The 22,329-nt window shown below is 46.2% G+C and carries 25 protein-coding genes; 21 read left to right on the forward strand and 4 right to left on the reverse strand.

Annotated elements, in window-relative coordinates; genetic code table 11:
• Positions 1-28 precede the first annotated feature (28 nt).
• The 3 genes from BW42_RS01860 to BW42_RS01870 all read left to right on the forward strand — a co-directional run bounded on the left by BW42_RS01860 (position 29) and on the right by BW42_RS01870 (position 6,158).
• Positions 29-1,300 carry an FtsW/RodA/SpoVE family cell cycle protein gene (locus BW42_RS01860; protein ID WP_035406728.1) on the forward strand — a complete coding sequence of 424 codons (1,272 nt, stop codon included), beginning with the start codon at positions 29-31 and terminating at the stop codon, positions 1,298-1,300.
• Positions 1,293-4,727 (forward strand): pyruvate carboxylase, encoded by a 3,435-nt coding sequence (locus BW42_RS01865; protein ID WP_035406731.1) that lies wholly within the window; start codon positions 1,293-1,295, stop codon positions 4,725-4,727. Before BW42_RS01860 ends, BW42_RS01865 begins: the two co-directional genes overlap by 8 nt.
• A 75-nt stretch (positions 4,728-4,802) precedes the next feature.
• Positions 4,803-6,158, forward strand: a complete 1,356-nt coding sequence (locus BW42_RS01870; protein WP_035406733.1) for a deoxyribodipyrimidine photo-lyase — start codon at positions 4,803-4,805, stop codon at positions 6,156-6,158.
• Positions 6,159-6,208: 50 nt separating this feature from the next.
• On the opposite strand, the gene BW42_RS01875 is transcribed toward BW42_RS01870, so the two are convergent.
• Positions 6,209-7,102, reverse strand: a complete 894-nt coding sequence (locus BW42_RS01875; protein ID WP_052018990.1) for a heme A synthase — start codon at positions 7,100-7,102, stop codon at positions 6,209-6,211.
• A 324-nt stretch (positions 7,103-7,426) separates the two neighbouring features.
• On the opposite strand from BW42_RS01875, the gene cyoE reads away from it, so the two are divergent.
• The 9 genes from cyoE (at position 7,427) to BW42_RS01920 (ending at position 14,720) form a co-directional block, all read left to right on the forward strand.
• The gene (cyoE, locus tag BW42_RS01880) at positions 7,427-8,359 is read left to right on the forward strand and encodes a heme o synthase (protein ID WP_035406737.1); all 933 of its coding nucleotides are present in this window, start codon (positions 7,427-7,429) and stop codon (positions 8,357-8,359) included.
• 64 nt (positions 8,360-8,423) lie between these two features.
• On the forward strand, positions 8,424-9,455 hold the full coding sequence (coxB, locus tag BW42_RS01885) for a cytochrome c oxidase subunit II (protein WP_081780348.1): 1,032 nt from the start codon (positions 8,424-8,426) through the stop codon (positions 9,453-9,455).
• A 35-nt stretch (positions 9,456-9,490) separates the two neighbouring features.
• Complete coding sequence (gene ctaD / locus BW42_RS01890; protein WP_052018991.1) at positions 9,491-11,359, forward strand: cytochrome c oxidase subunit I; 1,869 nt, start codon at positions 9,491-9,493, stop codon at positions 11,357-11,359.
• Position 11,360: 1 nt separating this feature from the next.
• Positions 11,361-11,990, forward strand: a complete 630-nt coding sequence (locus BW42_RS01895; RefSeq protein ID WP_035406743.1) for a cytochrome c oxidase subunit 3 — start codon at positions 11,361-11,363, stop codon at positions 11,988-11,990.
• Between the two features lies 1 nt (position 11,991).
• Entirely contained in the window at positions 11,992-12,321 is a 330-nt protein-coding gene (locus BW42_RS01900; RefSeq protein WP_035406746.1) for a cytochrome C oxidase subunit IV family protein, read from the forward strand.
• A 131-nt stretch (positions 12,322-12,452) separates the two neighbouring features.
• Entirely contained in the window at positions 12,453-13,358 is a 906-nt protein-coding gene (gene ctaG, locus BW42_RS01905) for a cytochrome c oxidase assembly factor CtaG (protein WP_035406749.1), read from the forward strand.
• Between the two features lie 18 nt (positions 13,359-13,376).
• Positions 13,377-13,838 carry a DUF420 domain-containing protein gene (locus BW42_RS01910; protein ID WP_035406752.1) on the forward strand — a complete coding sequence of 154 codons (462 nt, stop codon included), beginning with the start codon at positions 13,377-13,379 and terminating at the stop codon, positions 13,836-13,838.
• Between the two features lie 12 nt (positions 13,839-13,850).
• A complete protein-coding gene (locus BW42_RS01915) occupies positions 13,851-14,456 on the forward strand; it encodes an SCO family protein (protein WP_035406755.1) in 606 nt (201 codons plus the stop codon).
• 6 nt (positions 14,457-14,462) lie between these two features.
• On the forward strand, positions 14,463-14,720 hold the full coding sequence (locus tag BW42_RS01920) for a hypothetical protein (RefSeq protein ID WP_035406757.1): 258 nt from the start codon (positions 14,463-14,465) through the stop codon (positions 14,718-14,720).
• A 143-nt stretch (positions 14,721-14,863) separates the two neighbouring features.
• Here BW42_RS01920 and BW42_RS01925 read toward each other — a convergent pair whose 3' ends face one another.
• Together BW42_RS01925 and BW42_RS01930 are read right to left on the reverse strand one after the other, a co-directional pair.
• The gene (locus BW42_RS01925; RefSeq protein WP_035406760.1) at positions 14,864-15,214 is read right to left on the reverse strand and encodes a YugN family protein; all 351 of its coding nucleotides are present in this window, start codon (positions 15,212-15,214) and stop codon (positions 14,864-14,866) included.
• 110 nt (positions 15,215-15,324) lie between these two features.
• Positions 15,325-16,092 (reverse strand): RimK family alpha-L-glutamate ligase, encoded by a 768-nt coding sequence (locus BW42_RS01930; RefSeq protein WP_231496837.1) that lies wholly within the window; start codon positions 16,090-16,092, stop codon positions 15,325-15,327.
• 101 nt (positions 16,093-16,193) lie between these two features.
• Here BW42_RS01930 and BW42_RS01935 point away from each other — a divergent pair, with 101 nt between their 5' ends.
• Genes BW42_RS01935 through BW42_RS01955 form a run of 5 tightly spaced genes read left to right on the forward strand, consistent with a single transcriptional unit; the run spans position 16,194 to position 19,030 of the window.
• Positions 16,194-16,634, forward strand: a complete 441-nt coding sequence (locus BW42_RS01935; protein ID WP_035406766.1) for a YlbF family regulator — start codon at positions 16,194-16,196, stop codon at positions 16,632-16,634.
• A 24-nt stretch (positions 16,635-16,658) separates the two neighbouring features.
• The gene (locus BW42_RS01940) at positions 16,659-16,916 is read left to right on the forward strand and encodes a YlbG family protein (RefSeq protein ID WP_035406768.1); all 258 of its coding nucleotides are present in this window, start codon (positions 16,659-16,661) and stop codon (positions 16,914-16,916) included.
• 46 nt (positions 16,917-16,962) lie between these two features.
• Entirely contained in the window at positions 16,963-17,544 is a 582-nt protein-coding gene (rsmD, locus tag BW42_RS01945) for a 16S rRNA (guanine(966)-N(2))-methyltransferase RsmD (RefSeq protein WP_081780349.1), read from the forward strand.
• Positions 17,541-18,032 carry a pantetheine-phosphate adenylyltransferase gene (coaD, locus tag BW42_RS01950; protein ID WP_035406774.1) on the forward strand — a complete coding sequence of 164 codons (492 nt, stop codon included), beginning with the start codon at positions 17,541-17,543 and terminating at the stop codon, positions 18,030-18,032. Before rsmD ends, coaD begins: the two co-directional genes overlap by 4 nt.
• Positions 18,032-19,030, forward strand: coding sequence for a SepM family pheromone-processing serine protease (locus BW42_RS01955; RefSeq protein WP_052018992.1), 999 nt, complete (start codon positions 18,032-18,034; stop codon positions 19,028-19,030). The genes coaD and BW42_RS01955 overlap by 1 nt, the downstream gene beginning before the upstream one ends.
• Here the strand turns inward: BW42_RS01955 and BW42_RS01960 are convergent.
• On the reverse strand, positions 19,003-20,154 hold the full coding sequence (locus BW42_RS01960) for a nucleotidyltransferase family protein (RefSeq protein ID WP_035406780.1): 1,152 nt from the start codon (positions 20,152-20,154) through the stop codon (positions 19,003-19,005). The two genes, BW42_RS01955 and BW42_RS01960, sit on opposite strands and share 28 nt — an antisense overlap.
• 156 nt (positions 20,155-20,310) lie before the next feature.
• Here BW42_RS01960 and BW42_RS01965 point away from each other — a divergent pair, with 156 nt between their 5' ends.
• The 4 genes from BW42_RS01965 (at position 20,311) to BW42_RS01980 (ending at position 22,302) form a co-directional block, all read left to right on the forward strand.
• On the forward strand, positions 20,311-20,835 hold the full coding sequence (locus tag BW42_RS01965; RefSeq protein WP_023468813.1) for a DUF177 domain-containing protein: 525 nt from the start codon (positions 20,311-20,313) through the stop codon (positions 20,833-20,835).
• A gap of 46 nt (positions 20,836-20,881) precedes the next feature.
• Positions 20,882-21,055 (forward strand): 50S ribosomal protein L32, encoded by a 174-nt coding sequence (rpmF, locus tag BW42_RS01970; protein WP_012370841.1) that lies wholly within the window; start codon positions 20,882-20,884, stop codon positions 21,053-21,055.
• A gap of 84 nt (positions 21,056-21,139) precedes the next feature.
• Positions 21,140-21,949, forward strand: a complete 810-nt coding sequence (locus tag BW42_RS01975; protein ID WP_035409503.1) for a ketopantoate reductase family protein — start codon at positions 21,140-21,142, stop codon at positions 21,947-21,949.
• Entirely contained in the window at positions 21,946-22,302 is a 357-nt protein-coding gene (locus BW42_RS01980) for a DUF3397 family protein (RefSeq protein ID WP_035406782.1), read from the forward strand. The genes BW42_RS01975 and BW42_RS01980 overlap by 4 nt, the downstream gene beginning before the upstream one ends.
• Positions 22,303-22,329: the final 27 nt, after the last annotated feature.

The raw sequence follows: 22,329 nt of genomic DNA on the forward strand, positions 1-22,329 counted from the left end.
TAGAAAACGAAAAAAAGGACGTGTACATATGTTAGCGAAGTTTAAAGAAAAACGAGCATTTTTTGACTACGGTCTCTTCTTTACGATGCTCATCCTCATGGCGATCAGTACAGTCATGGTCTATAGTGCCAGCGTTTGGAACGGTGGCGATTATGCGAATACGTCCTTCTTTGAGAAGCAGTTGATGTTCGATGCGATGGCCATCGTGCTGTTCCTTTTAGTTTCGCAAGTGAATCATGAAGTATTTCGTGGACCAGTCATTCGTTTACTCTTGTACGCGATTACATGGTTGATGCTGATGGCAACACTATTTTCGGCTCCCCTAAACGGAGCTCGCGCCTGGTTGAACTTCGGTATCTTCTTAATTCAACCAATCGAGCTTTGTAAATTCGTGCTTGTCGTCGGACTTGCCAGTTATTTTGATCAAAAGCACAAAGGAAAGATGGATGGCGTGATTGGGATTGTCCATCACTTCATCCATCGTCAAATTCCAGCGACGTCCCCCGGAAAACGGATTTTACTTAGTTTCTCGGACTGGATCTTGATTCCAATGCTTGTGTTACTTGCACCTTACGCGATCATCATTCGTATGCAACCGGATGACGGCGGATTATTCATTCTGTTACTCATCACGGCGATGATTTTATTTGCAGTAGGATTACCGAGTGGTTACATCATGTTATGTGTCGTTACCGTTCCAATCATCTTCTTGTACGCATGGAACAATTTTTCGGATAATCAGATGCAACGGATTCAAGCGAGTTTGAATCCCTTTCTTGACGCAGAAGGTAAGGGATATCAGCTCATCAACTCCGTCATATCGATTGCCCATGGGGGATTGTTCGGAGTGGGTCTTGGGAATAGTTTTCAAAAGTATGGTTATCTGCCAGAGCCTGAAACCGACTACATCATGTCGATCATCTCGGAAGAACTCGGCTTCATCGGGGTCCTTGTCGTACTCGGTCTATTGTTTTACCTGATGATTCAAGGGGCGATCATCGCTAACCGGTGTGTCTCACTTTATTCGAGCATGCTCGCACTTGGGATTTCCGGTATTATTTTCATCCAGACATGTATCAATATTGCAGCCATGTCTGGTCTGTTTCCAGGTACAGGTGTCACCTTGCCATTCATCAGTTACGGTGGGTCATCGTTACTCGTCATGAGTACGATGCTTGGTGTAATGGCAAACATTTCTATGCAAAACAAATATCGGGTGGCTTATCATAAAGAAGTGCAAACTGCACGTTCGATGAGTGCCACGAGCTCATTAACTAAAGGGGGAGCATCAGTTGACTAAAATCCAGAAGATTCTCGTAGCAAACCGCGGGGAGATCGCGATTCGCGTTTTCCGTGCAGCGACAGAACTCGGTATTCGTACCGTTGCTATTTATTCACGAGAGGACATGGGTTCTCTTCATCGTTATAAAGCCGATGAAGCGTACCGGATCGGAGAAGGAAAAAAACCGATCGAAGCCTACCTCGACATTGAAGATATCATCGCAACAGCGAAAAAAGCCGAATGTGATGCGATCCATCCTGGTTATGGATTCCTCTCTGAGAATATTGAGCTAGCCAAACGTTGCCGCGAAGAAGGAATCATCTTCATCGGGCCGCAAGAAGATCACCTGTATAAGTTCGGAGATAAGGTACGGGCACGGACGACTGCAATTGAAGCGGGTCTTCCTGTCATTCCAGGAACAGATGGTCCGATCTCATCAATTGATGAAGCGTATGCGTTCGCAAAAGAAGCAGGCTATCCACTCATGGTCAAAGCATCGCTTGGTGGTGGTGGACGTGGTATGCGTGTCGTCCGGACAGAAGAAGAGCTTCCAGACATGATTGAACGAGCGAAATCTGAAGCTTTAAAAGCATTCGGTTCGGATGAAATTTACGTTGAAAAATTAATCGAACGACCAAAACATATTGAAGTCCAAATCATAGGGGATGCACATGGAAACATCATTCATTTGTTTGAACGAGACTGTTCCGTACAACGACGTCACCAAAAAGTCGTCGAAGTGGCGCCATGTGTCACGCTTTCAAAAGAAGGGCGTAAAAAGATCTGTGACGCGGCTGTCACGTTGATGAAACATGTCGGATACGAAAATGCGGGTACGGTCGAATTTCTCGTCACACAAGATGAATCGTTCTATTTCATCGAAGTCAACCCACGTGTACAAGTCGAGCATACGATTACGGAGATGATCACAGGCGTTGACATCGTTCAGACTCAAATCCGTGTTGCTGAAGGCGAATCGTTACATAGCGACCTTGTCGGCATTCCACAACAAGAAGAGATTAAGATGCTTGGTTTTGCGATCCAGAGCCGAATTACTTCAGAGGACCCAGAGAACGGCTTCTTGCCGGATACAGGTAAGATTAAAGCGTATCGTTCACCAGGCGGCTTTGGTGTACGTCTCGATGGTGGGAATGCCTATGTCGGAGCAGAAATTTCACCGTATTATGACTCGTTGCTCGTTAAAATCTCGACGCACGGTTTGACGTATGACCAAGCGGTCGCGAAAATGCGTCGAAACTTAAGTGAATTCCGGATTCGTGGTATTAAGACGAACATCCCATTCTTGAGCAATGTCTTGAAACACCACGCGTTCGTCAGCGGCGATTACAATACATCGTTTATCGATGATACACAAGAATTATTCATCTTCCCAAAACGTCAAGACCGGGGAACGAAGCTGTTGACGTACATCGGAGAGGTTTCCGTCAATGGATTCCCGGGAATCGGAAAACTGGACAAGCCACTTGCGCGTGACGTCCGAATTCCAAAAAATCTTCCGGCAGACTACACGCCAGGCGCAAAAGCGATCCTTGATGCAGAAGGACCGGAAGCTGTCGCGAAATGGTTGAAAGCACAAGACAACGTTTTGTTAACGGATACGACATTCCGTGACGCTCATCAATCGTTACTTGCGACACGAATGCGGACGAAGGATCTCGTTGCGATCGCAGAGGCGGAAGCGAAACTGCTTCCTGAATTGTTCTCAGTCGAGGCATGGGGAGGGGCAACGTTTGATGTCGCGTATCGATTCTTATCAGAGGATCCATGGGTTCGTCTGATGAAATTGCGTGAAAAGATGCCGAACGTCCTGATTCAGATGTTACTTCGCGGTGCGAACGGCGTTGGTTACAAGAACTATCCAGACAATGTCATCCATACCTTCGTCAAGGAAGCGGCGCAAGCGGGAGTCGATGTCTTCCGGATTTTCGACAGCTTGAACAACCCGGAATCAATTCAACTCGCCATCGATGCGGTCTTGCCAACAGGTAAAATCGCGGAAGCAGCTGTCTGTTACACAGGGGATCTGTTCGATGCGAATCGTCCGAAATATCATCTGCCGTATTACGTCAATCTGGCGAAACAACTGGAAGAGAGCGGTGCTCACATCATTGCCATCAAGGATATGGCGGGTCTCTTGAAACCGGAAGCAGCCTATGCGCTTGTATCGGCACTTAAAGATGCAGTATCGTTACCAATCCATCTTCACACCCATGATGCGAGTGGAAACGGGATTTATACGTATGCGCGTGCGATCGATGCCGGGGTCGACGTCGTTGACGTCGCGGCATCAAGTATGTCAGGACTGACGAGTCAGCCAGCGGGTGGTAGCTTGATTCATGCCCTAAGTGGTCATCCACGTCAACCACTCGTCTCAGCACAGAAGTTCGAACAGATTTCGGACTATTGGCAGGACGTGCGTCATTTGTATCAAGCATTCGAACTTGATATGATCGCACCAAATCCAACCGTCTACGATCATGAGATGCCGGGTGGGCAATATTCGAACTTACAGCAACAAGCAAAAGCGGTCGGGCTTGCGGATCGTTGGTCTGAAGTCAAAGAAATGTATGCGCGTGTCAACATGTTGTTTGGCGATATCGTCAAAGTCACACCGTCGTCGAAAGTCGTTGGAGACATGGCGCTCTTCATGGTCCAACATCATCTGACGGAAGAAGACGTACTGCACCGAGCAAGTGGACTTGATTTCCCGGATTCAGTCGTTGAACTGATGAAGGGCGAAATCGGAACTCCGCCGGACGGTTTCCCGCAAGAAGTACAACGTGCCATCTTGAAGGGAGCTGCTCCGTTGACGGAACGTCCTGGTAAGATGATGCAACCACTCAACTTTGATGCAATAAAAAATGAGTTGTTTGAGAAACTTGAACGACCAGTCACGGAATTTGATGCTCTCGCTTACGCGCTCTATCCAAAAGTCTTCATGGACTACAGTTCGTATGTCGCGCGATATGGCGATATCTCGGTTCTTGATACGAATACATTCTTCCACGGTATGCGCTTAGGCGAAACGATCGAGGTCGAAATTGAACGAGGGAAGACACTATATCTCAAGTTGATTCAAATCGGTCAGCCAGACGATCACGGGATGCGGACAATCTATTATGAGATGAATGGTGTTCCTCGTGAAGTCGAAGTCAAGGACATCAGTATTAAGGAAAGTTCATCAAGCCGTCCAAAAGCAGATCGAAGTAACGCAAAACAGATCGGTGCGTCGATGCCGGGTAGTGTGCTGAAGGTACTCGTTGAGACAGGCACTCGTGTCCGTAAAGGAGAACAACTTCTCGTTACGGAAGCGATGAAGATGGAAACGACGATCCAAGCACCAGAAGACGGTGAGATCAAAGCCGTCCATGTTAAAGAAGGCGAAGCTATTGCGAGTCAAGACTTATTGATTGAATTCGTATAAGGTCACAATGAAAAACAGGCGCACGCTCGGCGGGCTGCCTGTTTTTCATTCAATATGTAATGGGAGAGGATACGGTTGAACATTATTTGTTGGATTCGAAGCGATTTTCGATTACAAGACAACCACATGTTGGCACGTGCGATTGAATTACTGAAGGAAAATCCAAAAGCGACAGTCGAGTTCGTCTTTTGGCTCAATCCAGATTACATTGGAGAATATGAAGCGCGGCAACAATATTTCTTTCAAGCGCTCGAATTGTTTTCAGATGATTGTAAAGAAAAAGAGATGCCGATTCGCTTCATCGAAGGCGATGAACAAGCTTTCTTAGATGCAACCAATGATGCGGACGTTTTGTTATTCAACGCGGAATATGTCGAACCATTCAAGGCGCGGGATGAGGGAATCATCAAAAAACGTAAGAAACGACAAACGGAGCGCTTGTTAGACCGGCATCTGCTCCATCCACATGACATTAAAAAGCAGGATGGAAAGTTCTATAAAGTATTCACGCCGTATAAGAATGCGTTCATGAAAAAAGAAATTCCAACACCCTATGAAGTGAAGTGGCAAACGCTACGGGATCATTATCATAAGCGCCAGCACACTAATAGTTTCATTGATGCCTATTTTAAAAAGGCACAGTCTGATGCGGCATTTCATCCGGGTGAGAAGCAAGCGAAACAACGCTTAAAGAAATTCATCGAGCAATCGCTTGAAAACTACGAAGAGAATCGTGATCTTCCAGCGATGGACGGTACGAGTTTACTCTCACGTTATCTACGGACCGGTGAGATCGGGATTCGAACGGTCTATGCAGCTATTCAAGATGCAAAAGAGTCGAAAGGGAAGCAGACGTTCATCACCGAACTCATCTGGCGTGAGTTCTATTACATGATTTTAATGCACTTCCCGGAATCGAAACGACAAGCGGTCAACACCCAGTACCGAGAAATCGAGTGGGAAGAAAACGAGGACGGATTCAAGGCTTGGTGTGAAGGAAAAACCGGCTATCCGATCGTCGATGCAGCGATGCGTCAATTGAACCAAACCGGTTGGATGCATAATCGTCTGCGGATGATCGTCGCGTCGTTCCTGACAAAAGATCTATTGATCGATTGGCAAAAAGGGGAACGTTATTTCCAACAGAAACTCGTCGATTATGAAGCGGCTTCGAACATCGGTGGTTGGCAATGGGCGGCATCGGTCGGGACGGATGCCGTACCGTACTTCCGAGTCTTCAATCCGACGACACAATCAAAGAAGTTCGATAAGGACGGAGAGTTCATTCGGCAGTATGTCACGGAAATCAAAGATCTGTCGAAGCAATATATTCATGAACCGACGCAGCAACAACGAGAAGACTCTGGATACCCAGAACCAATCGTTGCACATGATGAAGCGCGAAAGCGTGCAATCGCTCGATTCAAATAATGAAAAAAGGATATTCCTCAGCGGAGGAACATCCTTTTTTTTTTACGACCTTATTGAAGACGGCTATTTGCTTTACGTGTTCGGAATGCATGATACGTCAAGTAAGATAAGACACCGAAATAACACGTAATCAAGAAGGCGTGCAGTAACGGTACATATGTTGCATGTCCACCGAGAACGATCCAAGCACCTGTAGCAACTTGACACGAGATGAAGAACGTCGCGAATGCCATGCCGATTGTCGTCGTCCGGTGTTTTAAGCGAATGGCTGTAATATGAACGAACAACGTATAGAGGAATAATAGCCCAGCCATGATTCGGTGAATCATTTGGACCCAGGCTTCGAACGTCATCGACGGTTGGGAACAAACGGGCCAACCCACACACGCATATGTAGCGCCAACATGGCGAACGTAAGCACCAGTATAGACGACGATCAGCGTGTAGACGAGCAGACCGTACAAGAGCTTCCGCAAGAATGCTGGGACAGATTCCCTGAATTCCTGACCAGGACGCTCCATGATCAATATCGTTAAAATCAATAAGGCAGCAAAGGAAATCAAGGAGATACCAAAATGTAACGCCATGACGAGATCTGATTGTTGCCAAACGACAGCTCCTGCTCCGACGATGGATTGAATCAACATGAAGATGAAGGCAAGAAATGCAAAAATCTTCGTATCTAATCGATCCTTAAAGGCAACGAGCGTCCAGAGACATAAGGCGATGATTAGGAGTCCAACGACTCCGGTCACAGCGCGGTGACTATATTCAATCATCGTTTCAACACTTGGGTTTGTCGGGATGAGTTCCCCATGACAGAGTGGCCAATCTGTTCCGCAGCCATCTCCCGAGTCCGTTTTTGTGACTGTCCCACCCATCAGCAAGACGATCATCATCGTAAACGTGACGAAGGCTGAAAACATCGAAAGCTTTCGATTCAAGATTTGGACACCACCTTTCTAAAAAATACGAAATACATGGATTTCCATAGGACTAGTATCGCATAAAAAGTCTCGAAACGCTTGCAATCTTTTAGAACAACGCTATTCTAGTATTAGGTAAATATGGTGAACTGTGATGAAAATCACATAGATTTCACATTTTGTTCATTATGTCGAAAGTATTTTCATACGTCACGGTCCTAAATATGTGGTATCTTTTATAGAGAAAAGGACGTTTCGTGGCATGTCTGTGTTATTTCTGTGAAGAAATTACGTGAAGCCTAGGTGCTACACGGAAGCAGATGGTGAAAAGGAGGGAACAGCATGGCGAAAGTTACTGGAGAGGCACTGGATATGGCAATCGAGCAGGCGGATCAGCCCACATTCAAGGACTATATCACCCTAGCAAAAATGGGGATCGTCCGTGCCAATCTGATTACGGTCTTCGCAGGGTATGTCGTAGCGGCATCGTACATAACGGATGATGTCCTATTGTATCTATGGCAAACCAAGTGGATGTTACTGTGGACGCTTCTCGGGAGTGGATTAGTCATTGCCGGAAGTTGCTACCTCAATAACTACATTGACCGGGACATCGATTATAAGATGGAACGGACGATGGGAAGACCAAGCGTTACTGGGAAGATGGATGGACAGCGAATACTCGCGCTAGGACTCGGGATTCTTGCGACCGGTACGGTATTGTTGTTGATCGTCAACCATGTGGCGGCAGTGTTCGGATTGATCGGATCATTCGTTTACGTCGTGATTTATACGATGTGGTTAAAGCGAACACACACGATCAATACAGTCGTAGGTGGTATATCAGGAGCTGTGCCACCAATCATTGGATTTGCGGCAGTCACTCCGACGCTTCACATTGATGCGTGGATTTTATTCCTCATCATGTTCGTGTGGCAACCACCACATTTCCTCGCACTCGCGATGCGACGGACAGAGGAGTATCGGGCAGCAGGTATCCCGATGTTACCTGTCGTAAACGGATTCGCGATCACGAAACGACAAATTGTATGGTGGATTGCAGTACTTATTCCATCATCACTCCTCTTAGCACACTATGGCATCATCTACATGATCGTCATGGCATTGCTCGGTGGATATTGGCTCTATATGGGACTGAAAGGTCTGAAGATCCAAGATGAACAAGCCGAAATCAAATGGGCGTCGAAGATGTTCTTCTTCTCACTGTTTTATTTCACGGCTTGGATCGTGACGGTCGTACTCGTTTCTTTCTAAAACGATTTGACATAATTCACGTACACCATTACGAAAGACAAAATTGGGGACAAAGAAAGTGGGGATGGTTGTGAAAAAATCAGTAAAAATGCTCTTCCGGCTTCTTCCAATCGGCTTGATGGCACTCATGTTATCAGGTTGTGGAATTCCGGAATTGTCTGCGCTACAGCCTCGCGGAGAAGGCGCTGAAATGCAACTTGAGATCATCAAGCTTAGCTTGTGGGTCATGTTGTTCGTCCTTGCGATCGTAGCCGTCATTTATATTTACGTACTTATGAAATTCCGTCGTAAATCAGGTGATAACACGGTTCCGAAGCAAGTCGAAGGGAACCACACGCTTGAAATCATCTGGACAGTTATTCCGATCCTTCTCTTGATCGTTCTTGCAATTCCGACGATCAAAACAACGGTTGAACTTGCGGATGCAAAAGAAGCGAAGAAAAACGAACAAATCAACGTTACAGCGAACCTTTACTGGTGGGAATTCGAATATCCAGACAAAGGTGTTTCGACAGGACAAGAACTTGTCATCCCAGTCGGTAAACGTGTTGCGGTTAACTTGACGTCTAAAGACGTCATTCACTCATTCTGGGTACCGGCTCTTTCTGGTAAGACAGATACAAACCCAGGTCTTGATAACGAAATGTGGTTACAAGCAAAAGAAGCAGGCACGTACTACGGTAAATGTGCCGAGTTGTGTGGTCCTTCTCACGCATTGATGGACTTTAAAGTCGTTGCGATGGAGCAGGATGACTACGACAAATGGTTGAAAGACATGAAATCTGCAAAAGAAGCAGAAACAAAACAGCTTGATAAAAAGAATGAAAAGAACTGGACGACTGGTGAGCAAGTCTACGCCCAGAACTGTCTCAGCTGTCATGGCGGCGGGAAAGTCGCACCTAGCTTGACGAACTTCGGTGATCGTCAGCGTATCGCGGGTTACCTCAAGCATGATAAAGAAAACCTCGAAAAATGGATTCGCGATCCACAAAAAGAGAAACAAGGTACAAAAATGCCTGGATTCTCTGAAGATAAGATCAGCGATGAAGAATTGAGCGAATTGGCAGATTATCTATTGGACAAAAAGCTCCAATAATTTTTTAAGGGGGAATCATAGTGGGGACACATACTATGGGTATGCCGCAGAAAAAAAGCGGCATCATGGACTGGCTAACGACAGTCGACCATAAGAAAATCGGGATTCTCTACATCATCTCTGGATTGTTCTTCCTTCTAGTTGGTGGCGTAGAAGCCCTAATGATTCGTTTTCAATTGATTAAACCGATGAACGATTTCGTCAGCGGTGAACTTTTTAACCAATTGATCACGATGCACGGTACGACGATGATCTTCTTGGCAGCGATGCCGATGTTGATCGGTTACATGAACGCAGCAGTACCGCTTCAAATCGGAGCACGCGATGTTGCGTTCCCATTCTTAAATGCACTTGGTTTTTGGTTGTTCTTCTTTGGTGGAGTCTTACTGAACCTTTCATGGTTCTTCGGCGCTGCGCCAAACGCAGGTTGGACAGCTTACGCACCACTCTCGACAGTACCAGAGTCGCTTGGTGTTGACTTCTACTCACTCGGGTTACAGATTTCTGGTTTCGGTACACTTATGGGGGGGATCAACTTCCTCGTTACGATTTTGAACATGCGTGCACCAGGTATGAAACTGATGCGGATGCCGCTCTTCACATGGACAGCATTCGTTGCTTCTGCCTTGATCGTTTTCGCATTCCCACCACTTACGGTTGGATTGTTCCTCTTGACGTTCGAGCGACTCTTCGGAGCGCATTTCTTTGACCCGGCAGCGGGCGGGAACATCGTCATCTGGGAACACCTCTTCTGGATCTTCGGTCACCCGGAAGTTTACATCTTGATTTTACCGGCATTCGGTATCTTCTCTGAAATCATCCCTACGTTTGCTCGTAAACGTCTCTTCGGATACACGACGATGGTCTTTGCGACGATGTTGATCGGTTTCCTCGGATTCATGGTATGGGTTCACCACATGTTCACAGTCGGTCTCGGTCCGGTTGCGAACGCGATCTTCGCAGTAGCGACGATGGCGATCGCTGTACCGACAGGGGTCAAGATCTTCAACTGGCTCTTTACGCTATGGGGCGGGAAGTTGACGTTCCCAGTCGCGATGCTTTATTCGGTCGCCTTCATTCCATCATTCCTTGTTGGTGGTATGACAGGGGTCATGCTTTCAGTAGCACCTGCCGATTATCAGTACCACGACAGTTATTTCGTCGTTGCCCACTTCCACTACGTTATCGTTGGTGGGGTCGTCTTTGGTCTCTTCGCAGGTCTTTACTACTGGTTCCCACTCATGTTCGGGAAACAACTCAACGAGTTCTGGGGTAAAATTCAATTCTGGTTGTTCTTCATCGGCTTCCATTTGACATTCTTCCCACAACATATTCTTGGTCTTACAGGTATGCCACGTCGTGTCTTCACGTACTTGCCAAACCAAGGCTGGGAAACAATGAACTTACTTTCTTCAATCGGTGCAGCTTTCATGGGTGTGTCGACGATCATTCTCGTCATCTCGATCGTTGCCGCATTGATGTCAAAAGAATATGTAAAACGTGACGTATGGGGCGATGGACGTACGCTTGAGTGGACACTTCCTGTTCCAACTCCAGAATACAACTTCGCACAAATTCCACTCGTCAAAGGTTTAGATACGTACTGGCTCGAAAAAATGGCAGGTAACAAAACAGTCTCTGTTTCGGAAGAAGTCGGTGATATCCACATGCCGAACAACTCGATCTTGCCGTTCGTTATGTCAGTCGGTCTGTTCCTTGCAGGTCTTGGATTCATTCTTCGCCTAGATTACGGTACTGTCGGTCTGGTCATTGCCTTGATCGGTCTTGCGATGACATTCATCGCGATGTTCTTCCGTTCTTGGATCGACGATGAAGGATACTACATCCCGAAATCAGTCGTCGAAGAAGATCTACGCCTTGAAGCAGAAAAGGAGGCGAAGTAAGATGGGTCATCATTCAGTACCAAACAACCCGATCACGGGTATTCCGGATCATGTTGAAAAAGCAACACTTGAGGGTAAGAATAAATATGTAGCCTTCTGGTTCTTCCTTGGAGGAGAGACGACTTTGTTCGCCTCTCTCTTCGGAACATACATCGGACTTCATAACTCCGGTGCTAAAGAAGGTCTACGCAGTTATGACATCTTCGAAATGGGTCTCGTCTTCATCATGACGATGCTCCTCTTGACAAGTTCGTTGACAAGCGTTCTTGCAATGATGGCAATGAAACGTAACGATGTGAAAAAGATGAAGCTTTGGCTCATCATCACATTGCTTCTCGGTCTTGGATTCTTAAGTGGTGAGATCTATGAGTTCAATCACTACTACCACATCGGTCATACGTTTACGTCGAGTGCATTTGGTTCTGCCTTCTATACACTCGTTGGGTTCCACGGTGGACACGTCTTATTTGGTCTTCTTTGGATCTCGACATTGTTGATCCGGAACTGGAATCGTGGCATTACAGTCGTGAACGCGCCGAAGTATTATGTTTCAAGTCTTTACTGGCACTTCATTGACGTCGTCTGGGTCTTTATCTTCTCAGTCGTCTACCTCATGGGGATGGTGAAATAAGATGGAAAAACACGAACCGCAATTAACACGCAATCAAGTCGAACTCGAAATGAAAGCAGAACGTGGTCGTGAGACTCAACTGCAACTCATCAGTTTCGCACTCATGATTTTCTTGACGCTCATCGCTTTCGGTGCAGTCATGGCAGATCTCATGCCTCACTGGGCAGCTGGTGGATTCTTGATCATCATGGCAATCGTTCAAGTTTATCTCCAGCTTTATATGTTCATGCACATGAACAATAAAGGCAACACATGGATCAAAGTTATGATGGGTCTTGGTATATTCGTCGCCTTGACGATCGTCGCAACGCTCCGTCTGTTAATCTGGTAAGAAATGTGACCATTCTGCTAACGTTTAGCAGGATGGTCTTTTATTTTGGAATCGTTTTATGAGAAACCTTTACAATGAAATAGGGGAACGGTAATCTTAGTTTGTAAGAGAAAGGAACGGGGTGAAGAAATATGTTAGGCAATTTAAGGGGAGCACTTTCGCAATTCGAATGGACTGTCTTATGGAGTCCGTATTATGCGTTGATACTCGTTGGATTGTATATCCTATATGCTGTCGTGACAGAAAAGCTGCGTCGTCCGGACGAGCCGGAAACAACGCTCGGACAAAAATTTTCGATGCTCGCGGCATTGGTCGTTTTTTACATCGGTTTTGGAAGTCCGTTAGACCTGCTAGCGCATATCACCTTCTCTGCACATATGTTGCAGATGGTATTCGTCTATATGGTCGCACCGCCGCTCTTGTTGATTGCACTACCAGAGTGGCTTTATAAGCGCTTGTTCAATATACCGTATCTTGGGAAGATTCTTCGTTTCTTCGTCAAGCCGTTGATTGCACTCGTCGTCTTTAATGCCTTGTTTACGTTTTATCATATGCCATTTATTTTTGATTATGTCCTGACGAACTATACCGTTCACCGTCTGTTCCATGGAACACTTATTTTCTTGAGCATGACGATGTGGTATCCGATCATTGCACCCGTCAACGAAAACGATAGTTTGTCTGACCTGAAGAAGATGGTCTATATCGTCGCGAACGGTGTCTTATTGACACCTGCTTGTGCGTTCATGATCTTCAGTCAAAGTTTCCAGTATCAAGCGTATCAGGATCCAGCGACGTTCGCGAAAGTACTCGCTTACTGTATGCCGAACAATGATTTGAGCGGGTTGAATCTGGAACGATTGCTTGGAACGACTGATGACTTACTAGAGGATCAACGCTTCGGTGGTGTCCTGATGAAGCTCGGTCAAGAACTCGTATACGGTCTATTCTTCGGATTGACCTTCTTTACATGGGTACGCCGTTCGAAAAGTACTGCCGTGGATGAAGGCATGTCCTTCACACCAAAAGCGGATTAAATTGGAGGAAGTTGGAACATGAGTTATTTGCCGTTGATTTGTGTATCGCTGATTGTCATCAGTGCGATTTTCGTAGCGATTGGCTGGTTCTTGATTGCTCAGACACGTCGCAACATGAAAGCTCACCAAACCGTGATGACAATCGCTGCTGCACTCGCTTTACTGTTTTTCATTATGTACGCCTTACGGACGATTCTACTTGGTAATACCGCTTTTGGTGGTCCTGCATCCGTCAAGCCATATTACACAGGATTCTTGATTTTCCACATCCTACTTGCGACATCCGGTGGGGTGCTTGGATTGATGGCGCTCTATCATGCCTATAAGAAGAACTTTGTGCGTCATCGTAAAATCGGACCAGTTGCTTCGATCATTTGGTTTTTGACGGCAATCACCGGCGTCATCGTCTATTGCTTATTATATGTCGTCTACGATCCTGGTGAGACGACGAACGTATTCCGGGCGATCTGGAGTCATTAAGGGGGAGCCAACTTGAAAAAAAATAGTTACTTGACGGTTGCTGCCGTTGTCCTCATCTTAGTTGCGGCAGCCGGGGGATATTATTATTTCTTCATGAAAGAAAAATTGCCTGTTATCGCTGAGCCGACACCATTTGAATTAACGAACGCCGTGAACGGTAAGTCGTTTAACTCGGAAGATGGAAAGGTCAAGGTATTGACATTCTTCTATTCGAACTGTCCTGATATTTGTCCATTGACGCTAAATGATTATCGGAAACTAGAGAAAAAGCTTCGTAGCGAAGAGCTATATGGAAGTGACGTCGAGCTCGTTGCAGTGACAGTCGATCCGAAAGTCGATACACCGAAAGTCTTAAAAACGTATGCTTCCAACTTCGAAGCAGATGCTGAAGGATGGAGAGTACTGACAGGAGACCCAGTCGTCATCGATCGTCTGACACGTCAGTTGAACTTCTATTATTCAAAAGCAGAAAGCGGCTTAGTGACACACGGGACACAAATGTTTATTTTAGACCGTGAGAACAAAGTTCGGGCGATCTCTTCGATGGCGAAGACACCGGACGAACCAGTCGACTTGGAAGAAGTCATGTCTTCAGTCACACAACTAGCGAAGGAGTGAAGGAAGATGACTTATGAAGATTACATGCAAGGAGATGTGATCGTCTCTGTTCAAGCAATCGAGGAGTTACTCGCTTGTACGATCGAAGATTACGGGGTTCGACACTATCGGATTAAACGGATGGACTGGGAAGAGATTGCTTTTAGTGTAAAAGTGGATGTCTCAGCGACGTCACTGCATGCGCTCTATCAACATGTACGTCAACAACTTAAGATTCAACTCGGCGATGACGTCGTGTCTTACGTACAATTCGTCACGCGCTAAGATAAAACACACGAACGCTGCGCAATCACTATACAGATAGGTAATGAGCCGATGACTTCATAAGTAGTACGAAGTCATCGGCTTTTTTATTGGAAAAAAGACCGAAAAAAATAGAGGTCCCGATTGGAACCTCTACGTGTAGCTTATTTTTCAAGTGTTTCAAGCAGTGCTGCTAAACGACGTTCGCAGTCCTTGACGATTTCCGGTGGGAACGTCTCATCATACTCGACGCCGTGTGGATAGTAATGTTTCCCTAGAAGTGGTGTCATCATACGGACGACAGCGTGACGGTCTTCGATCTCACCTTGGATCGCATAGACTGGAACACGGAGATAGAATACTTCGCCTGTTGATTGTTTTTCGTATTTCATGTCGTACATCGCACGTTCGTAATCCCATTGTCCTTCGCGAACAAAACGGTGATGATCCATAATTGTTTCAAGAAGACCGAACTTCAGTTCCTTGCCTTCGATGCCATATTGTTCAAACTTCATGTTTGAATCCCCCTATACCCCAGTTTGCTAGTAGATACTAGTCTTTCCAAACTATCATACCATAATGAATGAAACGATGACGTAAAAGTTGTGAAGTCATTTTGAAGAATTCATGAACTTCCGTATTTTCGTTCAACGTACTCAAGGATCGTATCTGGTGCATGAATGCCGAGGTGATTAAGTCCTTCACCACCAAAGAAGACATTGAACTCGAGAACGTACCATTGTCCGTCGCGGATGATAAGATCAAAACCAGCGTGATCGATATCAAGCTGTTTCGCAAGCGCGAGCACGAAATCAATTGCACCTTGTGGCACATCATCGAAATCAAGGACGCCACCTTGAGCGACGTTATTTAAGAACTGTGCACCACCGACGCGCCAATATGCCGCGAGGACTTGATCACCGACGACGACGACACGTAAATCCTTTTCGTTCGGAATGTACTCTTGGATGTAGAACGTCTCGTGTGTATCCGTGTATTTCTTCCAGTCCGCTTCATTTTTGATGAGATGAACACCTTGCCCCATCGAGCTACGGACTGTCTTAGCGACGAACGGAAACGAAAATTCACGTAAGACTCGATCGACTGTGAACTCATTTTTCCCGTAGATGCCTGTCCGAGGGATATTGTCCGGAATGACGGTCTGAAAAATCCGAGTCATCTCGATTTTGTCATGACCTAGGTGGAACGTAGCGGCAGATGGAAAAATCGGCTTCTTCATTCCATAGATGATCGAGTGGATTTGCCAGTATTCCGGGAACAAGACGACATCCGCCTGTTCAATCTTTTTCAAGGAATCAAAGTGATAATCTGATTTGGCATGTTCCGTCTTGATTCCAATCGTCCGGAACATATTAAAAGAGAGCAGTTGCATAAAGTTCATTCCTTCCTTCTGAACAAATTATACACAATTCAACGGGCTAGGAGGGAGAGAAATGTTATGATAAGATGGTAAAGTTAAGGAGGAGATTCGTTGTGATATATACCGATAAGACGATTGACCTCATCAACGCAGCGGAAGACCTCATTCGATCTCTCGCTCAAAGTGAAACGGGGCAAGCATATAGATGTGCGAAACAAGCACAGCAAGAGTCAGTGGAGGCACAGTCCGTCATTCGAGACTTTCATCAAGTCAAAGAAGATTACGAGCTCGTGCAACGATTTGGACGGTACCATCCGGACTATCAGACGATCACAAAAAAGGTCCATGAAGTCAAACGTCGACTTGATCTACAAGAGGAAGTCGCGCAGTTTAAAAAAGCAGAAAAACAACTCGAGACGCTACTTGGACAAATTAGTCTGAAACTCGCTGGTGAAGTATCACCGCAAATCAAAGTACCAACGGGGAATCCATTCTTTGACCAAGGATGTGCCGGAGGCTGTTCGACCGGTGGAAGTTGCAGTTGTAGCGGATAATGAAGATGAAGGGGGTAGGCTGGCGTGATCAAGGAACGAGTGGGACTCATCGTCTATGTCAATGCGATGAAAGCATCCCGTCAATTACGCCGTTACGGGAACGTCTACTTTACGTCTAAACGTGAACGATACGTGCATCTGTATGTCGATTTAGATCAGCATGAACAGGTGATGGAAGTCATTTCGACTCTTCCGTTCGTCGAATCGATCAAACGTTCAGAACGACCGTTCATCACGGAGACGTTCGCGAATAAAAAAGGTAAAATGCAAGAAGAAGCATAATCCAAGGGGCGATGAGGACATCCTCGTCGCTTCTTTGTTGAAAGGAATGAAGGAAATGCGAGTCATTTCAGGGGAACGGAAAGGAACGCGGCTAAAAGCAGTACCAGGGGATCAGACACGACCGACGACGGATAAAGTAAAAGAATCGTTGTTCAACGTCATCGGTCCCTATTTCAATGGAGGACGAGCGCTTGATCTGTTTGCGGGTAGTGGTGGTCTTGGCATCGAGTCTCTTTCGAGAGGATGCGATGAGGCGGTATTCGTCGACCAACACCATAAAGCCATTCAGACCATTCAAGATAACTTGCAGACGACGCACTATACGGATCAAGCACGTGTGTTGAAAAAAGACGTTACGATCGCCTTGACGGAACTAGCCTCCGAAAAGCCATTTAAATTAATTTATTTAGACCCTCCCTATGCAAAAGAACGATTGACGGAACACGTCACGTACATAGAGCAACACGACATGCTGACAGACAATGGTGTCATCGTGTGTGAACATGACTCTGCTGTTGTATTACCGGACCGGATCGGACGGCTAGAGGTCGTTCGTCGACTTCGTTATTCCGCTGTCATCTCAATCACGTTATATGAATTTATGGAAGCGGAGGAAGACCACGTATGAAACGAATCGCCATTTGCCCAGGGAGCTTTGATCCAATTACGAACGGACATTTAGACATCATTGAACGGGCTGTTCCGATTTTTGATGAGATCATCGTTGCCGTATTGAACAATTCTTCGAAGCAACCGCTCTTTTCTGTTGAGGAACGGATGGAGTTGATTGCAGATGTGACGTCGCATCTACCACATATCAAGGTCGATTCCTTCAATGGTTTGCTCGTCGATTACGCAGCGGAAGTCGGCGCAACCGCGATCGTCCGTGGTCTACGGGCGGTCTCGGACTTTGAGTATGAAATGCAGGTCGCATCCATCAACAAAAAGATGAACGATCAAATCGAGACACTGTTCATGATGACGAATAACCAGTATTCCTTCTTAAGTTCTTCGATCGTCAAGGAAGCGGCCAAATACGGTGCTTCCGTCGTTGATCTCGTGCCATCTTCCGTCGAAGAGGCGCTACGTCAGAGATATACGAGAGGAGAACTGTGATGAAAGCTTGGAAACCCGCCTTAGCAGCGGTCATTGCTGCCTTGCTCGTGTTTTTCGTGCCACTTCCGTATTTTATCTCCTATCCAGGTGATGCGACATCGACTGAAGATTTGATTGATGTGTCTGGGGGTGACAAGGAGCCAGGCGATTTGATGATGCTGACGATCGCCCAACGTCGAGCAACCCCTTACTTCCTCGTAGAAAGCCTCTTCCTACCGTTTTCCGAAACGTCGAGCGTAAGTGATTATTTGTACGACGGAGAGTCAGATGCACAGTATGAAACACGTCAGAAACTATACATGGAAGAAGCACAACATAATGCGACGATCGAGGCCTATGAATTAGCTGATAAAAAGGTCGATATCGACTTTAAAGGGGTCTATGTGTCCGGTGTCATTCCAGGTGGTCCAGCCGAAGGGAAACTGAAAGCTGGAGACCGGATCACGGGCGTCGATGGGAAATCGATTACGTCATTTGATGGCTTCATGAAGACGATTCAATCGAAAAAAGCAAAAACAGCCGTTCCAATTCAGTTCACGCGTAAATCGGAAGTCAAGAAGACGACGATTCGAGTGGATCAGTTGTCGAAAGAAGTCAAACGTGTCGGACTTGGTATTTATGAACCATTACCGATCTCAAACGTAACGACAGACCCCGCTATTAAGTTTCAGATCGAGGATGTCGGTGGTCCTTCTGCAGGAATGATGTTCACGCTTGAAATCTATGATCAATTGACGCCGGGTGATTTGGCGAAAGGACATAAGATTGCCGGTACAGGAACGATTGAAGAAGGCGGTAAAGTTGGACCGATCGGTGGTGCGTGGCAAAAGGTAGTCGCTGCTGACGAGGCAGAAGCTGAAATCATGTTCGTACCAGCAGGAGAGAACTACAAAGAAGCAAAACCATCCATTAAAAAACTCGGAACGAACATGAAGCTCGTTCCGATCAAGACAGTTGAAGATGCGATTGATTATTTAAAAGAACTTCCAGCGAAATAAGGAAAACGACGGTGTTCGAGCAACGCGTCGTAGCGAGCCAAGGGCAGTGCGTATGCAGCTGTCACTTGGCTTTCTTTTGTTAGCCAAGGATGGCTCGTGAACGTACTTAAAACAGGGACACGCGTTTTGATACTCTTAAGTGCCAGTCGTCCTTGTTCTGAAAAAGCGAGGGGGCGAACGAAATCAACATGATCATAATCAATCCGTGCGACCTCTTCCGTTGTCGTTGAAGTCAACAGATAGACAATGGCACGCTGCAGGCTTGTACGCGTATAACGACGTGTTTTGACGTGATTTAAAAAGAAATCGAACGTCTCTGCTTGTTTGGCACCTTCGATGAGACGAGGAGCTAGTGAAGCATCAATTCCGGCGATTCGTATCAACTCAGATACGGGAGTCGTCAATAGGCGTTGTCGAATCCATGGATAATAGTGCGAAAAATGAGCGAAAGAAGCGTTTGTAAGGACGTCCTCCGTCTGTTCGGGAAGTGCGAGCAGCTGACCGTGCGTCTGGTAATGGGCGCGTATCGCAGTGGCGCTCATGATAGCTCCGGTTGATAGGTCATGATAGCCACTTCCAATTCGTTTTGTCGTATGAAGCGAAACGGTCTTCGCGGCGCGAGCATAATAATAACCAAGTGTATTGTTCGGTTGTGTCAAATCAAGCGTCTGTGAGACACTCTTGAACGCTTGACTAGCAGCGTGAGCAGAAGAAAGACCAGCTGTTAATCCGTCACGTAACGCTTGCTTATATGCAAGAGTCTCTTCAATTTGTTCCGATGCCGCATGCAAAAAGGGATGGATGTCTCCACATTCGCTTCCGAACGAAAGTGACTCACAACCAATCGTCTCAGCGATCGTCACCCCACCGAGCGCAAACCGATCTGCGCGTTGGACGGCAAAATAAAAGGGGAGTTCAAGAACGAGATCAACGGCACCACTTGCGACTGCTGCTTGAGCACGTGTCCATTTGTCTGTAAAAGCGGGCTCCCCACGTTGCATGAACGTCCCGCTCATGATGGCGACGATGACGTCGGCATCCGTTTCCCGTCGTGCTGTCGTCGCTTGATAATAGTGTCCATTATGAAACGGATTGTACTCTGAAATGATAGCTGTCATCCTCATGAAAACTTTCTCCTTTGCAAACCGAATTAAGTGCGGTAATATGGATAAAGACGTCCAAAAGTGTTCGTTCTCTAGCGATTTCAGTGTAAAGAAAAAACATTGACAAAACAAGATGTCCTCTCTATAATTCATATTGTTGCAATTGAGGTGATTCGGATGAAATGGTCCCTGATGCAATTGAATAAATTGCGCAATCTGGGTCAACTTCAGGTTAACGAGACGATCGAGCTCAATGAGCTAGTCGCCCTCCATCCGGATATCCGGGCGGTGCAACCTGTGCACGTTCGTGCAAATGCATCGTTTACATCGAATCAATTAATATTCAATCTCCGGATTACCGGCGAAATGACGCTTCCGGATGCCCGGACGCTAAATGACGTCGCTTATCCATTCGAGATTGAATCCATCGAGCCATTCCTGCTCGAGGTTGATGCTGTTTCGAACGAAGCAGATGACATCAACGTGCCGATCGGGAATACGGTCGATCTTCGACCGCTCGTGCAAGAATTGATTTTACTTCATGTGCCAGTGCAAGTGCATGGGGATGATGAAGAGAATCAGTTGGTTGAGGGGGAAGGCTGGACGATTCTTTCTGAAGAGGATCCAGAGGAAACCGAACCAAAAATCGATCCGCGACTCGCGGGTCTCGCTCAGTTCTTTAAAAAAGATCAGGATTCCTGATTTCTGAAGTAAAGGCGAGTGTATTTTTTCAAGGAGGTGGACAACGATGGCAGTACCATTCCGCAGAACGTCGAAAACACGCAAACGTCTTCGCCGTACTCATTTCAAACTCCGTGTACCAGGTATGGTCGAGTGCCCAAACTGTGGTGAAATGAAACTTTCACACCGTGTTTGTAAAGCATGTGGCTCGTACAAAGGTAAAGAAATCGTCAGCAAGTAAGCTGATTGATCGGTATAAAAGCGACCTTCGAATCGAGAAATCGGTTTTGGGGTCGCTTTTTTCATGAAAGGGGAAATGATGAAGATGAACGTTGGAATCATTGGCGCGGGAGCCATCGGTTTATTGCTTGCCTCTTATTTATCGGAAGAGCATGCAGTCACGCTCTATACTCGACAAGAACAAGAAGAGGAACGTTCGATCATTCGCGATGGACAGGCAAGTCGACTTGTACGAATCCGGAAGATTGATCGACTCGAGTCAGAAGACTTGGTGTTTGTAGCGACAAAGTCGTATGATATAAAAAGTGTGATTCCATTCCTCAAACGGCTGACGTGTCCCGTCATGTTCCTGCAAAATGGAATGGATCATTTGAAATGGAAAGAGCAATTGCCGCAAGTCTTATTCGGTGTCGTCGAACATGGAGCCATGCGCACTGCGCCGTTTGAAGTCAGGCATACTGGACAAGGACGTATTCGATATGGAAATCAAGAAATTTCGAACTTGTCGTCAATACAGCTCCGTTTTGAATTCGAGTCGGATATGGAAGCGGTCTTATTGACGAAACTGTTCATCAACGTCGTCATCAATCCAGTGACGGCATATTACGGTGTTGAGAATGGATCCTTGTTAGAAATGCCTTATCGACAAGAAGCACGTCAATTATTTGACGAAATGCAGACGATTTTTCCGAATCATAGCATTACTTATTCCGAAATCGAGCGAATCATGGAGAACACGAGTAAAAATCGTTCTTCGATGTTACGAGATCTTGAGCAAGGACGCCAAACAGAAGTGGAACCGATACTTGGATACGCGTTACGTCAGGCGACGACTGCGACGCCACGTTTATCTTTTTATTATGAACAGATCAAACAGAGGGAGGGTCCGCAGTGACGGTCTTCATCATTTTTCCTTTATTCAGCCTACTTGCGTTGTATCTCATCTTTTTACTTCTGTTTCGAAAACACGGGAAGGCAGTCCGATTCGCACTCGACGTTGGGACATTCATTGTTCTATATGCCATTCATGTCGCATTGATTGCCTTGACCGGAACAAATTACTTAGGATGGATCGTCATCGTCGTGTTGGTAGTGTTTGCGTTGAACGCGCTCTGGCAACGGATTCGGCAACTTGATGTCGATTTAAGACAAATGATTCGGCACAGTTGGCGGATCATCATCTTGCTAGCGTTACCCGTTCATTTCGTGTTGTTCGTGCTCGGTATACGTCAACTGTTCATCAGCTGACGAGTTAGGTAAGAAAGAAGGGATTTT

The sequence above is a fragment of the Exiguobacterium sp. RIT341 genome, assembly GCF_000632205.1.
In the GTDB taxonomy this organism is placed as follows: domain Bacteria; phylum Bacillota; class Bacilli; order Exiguobacteriales; family Exiguobacteriaceae; genus Exiguobacterium_A.